This window comes from Waterburya sp., from assembly GCF_058530065.1.
Genome location: NZ_JBZNBU010000427.1, coordinates 1 through 2,509, shown reverse-complemented (window position 1 = coordinate 2,509; position 2,509 = coordinate 1). Strand labels below are relative to the sequence as shown.

Below are 2,509 nucleotides of genomic sequence, written 5' to 3'. Positions count from 1 at the left end.
GCATCTTCATCTGCATAAAGATCGTAAGTATCGGCTAGTAAAATATGTCCTGGGACAAATTGAGGATATTCTTGAACCAAACTTTCTAGGGGCAGAAAAATTCTGCTATCTACTTCTTCATTGCTTTCTGGATCTTCTTCGATCGCTTGAGTGGCAGCATCCCAATATTGTTTGGCTGAGGAAGGTAATTTGGCTAAATCGCTTTGGGCGACAGGAATGGGTTCGGGTTGAGTAAATTTTGGCTTAACTTGTTGCTGAATTAATTTGGCTTTTTGTAGATCCCCTTGTTTATAGAAGCGATCTGCTTCTAGCATTGCAGAATAGTAATTTCCATCATATTTGGTATTCAGAAAATTTTGGGCAATCTGGATTGATTGAGAGTCAACTTGATGACTGAGAGATAGGACGAGAATACAACTAAATATAATTAAGAATAATTTATTAAAAACGATCTTAGGTAGCTTCATCATTGACATTAAGAATTAATTGACTAGGAAATAAGAAAAGTTACTTTGAATCACAACTTTCCTAGTATGCCCAAAATGAATTAAAACTCTAGCTCGATCTAGCTTCCTTCATCACTAAATCCAGCGATCGATCGCTTATTGTCTAGTATGCCCAAAATTAATTCAAGATAAAGTCCTATTGCTATTAATCTGCGTAATTTACTACCAAAGTATAGATTAAAAGAAAAAATTAATTTAATAAGTTTTTTTTATCTTTTTTTAGCATAAATCTAATCTAATAAATTATTATTTAAAATAATTGATAATTATATTTTATATAAGCATATATTCTCAAAAGTATTTTTGGTAAATATCTATCTTCAGTACAGTCTTAAAATTCTCCAAATCGTTGTTTTGTAGCATTTTTTACTATTGCTAAAAATAAAATATTATTTTGTAGCAAAATTAACTTTGGTTTTATTTTTTTATGTGTTAAAACCATATTGAAAGTTGGCAATTATTAATTATATTTATTTGAAATAAGTAAGTATAAAAAAATACATATAGTTGATTATAAGCCAAGTAATTTGTGAGAAAAAAACATGATGGACAAACAAATGTGTTGGCTCTTAGATAACCAAAGTAAACAAATTATGGTGTTACATCTAAGAGAATATGCCTATCAATCTTGGAAACCTTATAATACCTATTATCAATATTCTGTTCCAGATTATCGCATTCCTGGTGGTTCTAAAGGCTGGGCTACCTATCAACATTTACGTAAAGCTGGATGGAATTTAATTCCTACTGCTGAAGCAAATAATTATACTTCTTCTGTAAATCCTCTAATAAATAAAGCAGCCTAGAGTATATTTCGGAACATCAAAATTTAAGTAGTTTAATCTAATTTTTGATTCAAGAATTGCTTGGGAAAACTCGAATCAAGCTCAATTATCGCTACTTAAAATTATTAGAGAAACTAAACCCTATCTAAACTCCAAAAATATATCTGTTTGGAGGATAAATTCAAAAATCAAAATAGCAGGTAATTAAGGTTTAGTTTCTTAGTTTGTTGTCAGCAGATTGATTAATGGCGTTGGTAAATGCGTAAAATCAGCGACCAAAAAATCTAGATTTATAGCATTACGTATTTAAGTTAGGACATTACCCTACTACCTACGAGCTAATAACTTAACTTGTCCTCATCTAACTTTGTACAGCTATATAATGTCAGCCAGAAATAAATTAGCCTTGACCCCTTAATCTTTCCTAGCCTCTGCAGACTAATTTGTTTCTTGAAACTGAGTAAAGTAATAAGTTATGTTGGGTATTTGTCTCTTCGTCTTCTACTCTCCAACTCCAGCATAATCGACTAGCAAAGATAACTTCTGACGCAAAGTTTCCAATCCCAGGCGATCGCTTGCAGAAACAAATAATGCGAGGGGAAACTCTTCTTGGGCTTTGGCTAGAGTTTTGCTACTTACTCGATCTAGTTTATTGAAAACTAGTAACATAGGCCCTGGGGCGATGGGCATTTCTCCTAGAATTTCCATTACCGAACGAATTTGATTTTCCCAAGTAGGATGGGAAAGATCCACTACATGAAGCAACGCATCGGCTTCGGTCACTTCTTCCAGGGTAGCGCGAAAGGCATCTACCAGAGGGGGTGGTAATTGTTGAATAAAACCAACGGTATCGGTAAGTAAAATATTTTGGGCGACTCCCGTATCGGCATGGGGGATAGATAAACGACGAGTCGTTGGATCTAGGGTGGCAAATAGTTGGTTGGCTACGTATACGTCCGAATTAGTTAAAGCATTAATCAAAGTAGATTTACCCGCATTGGTATAGCCGACGATCGCCACACTGGGAACGTCTTGTTTTTGCCGTTGTTTGCGCATTCTAGAGCGATGTGCCTGTAATTCGTTAACTTCTCGCTGTAATCGAGCTATACGTTTGGCAATACTTCTTCTTTCGGTTTCTAACTTGGTTTCACCAGGGCCTCTCGTACCGATACCACCCCCCAAACGAGACATCGCCTGTCCTCGACCTACCAAGCGGGG

General features: G+C 35.2%; 2 protein-coding genes and 1 pseudogene. 1 reads left to right on the top strand and 2 read right to left on the bottom strand.

All coding sequences use genetic code 11. From position 1 onward, the window contains the following. A pseudogene (locus AC33VI_RS23160) lies at positions 1–470 on the bottom strand (hypothetical protein); the annotation flags it as partial. A gap of 578 nt (positions 471–1,048) precedes the next feature. Between AC33VI_RS23160 and AC33VI_RS23155 the strand changes: the two are divergent. Beyond that, positions 1,049–1,312, top strand: a complete 264-nt coding sequence (locus AC33VI_RS23155; RefSeq protein WP_491784620.1) for a hypothetical protein — start codon at positions 1,049–1,051, stop codon at positions 1,310–1,312. Positions 1,313–1,792: 480 nt separating this feature from the next. Here the strand turns inward: AC33VI_RS23155 and hflX are convergent. Continuing rightward, positions 1,793–2,509, bottom strand: a 717-nt coding sequence (hflX, locus tag AC33VI_RS23150) for a GTPase HflX (protein ID WP_491784619.1), incomplete at its 5' end; no start/stop codon positions are given.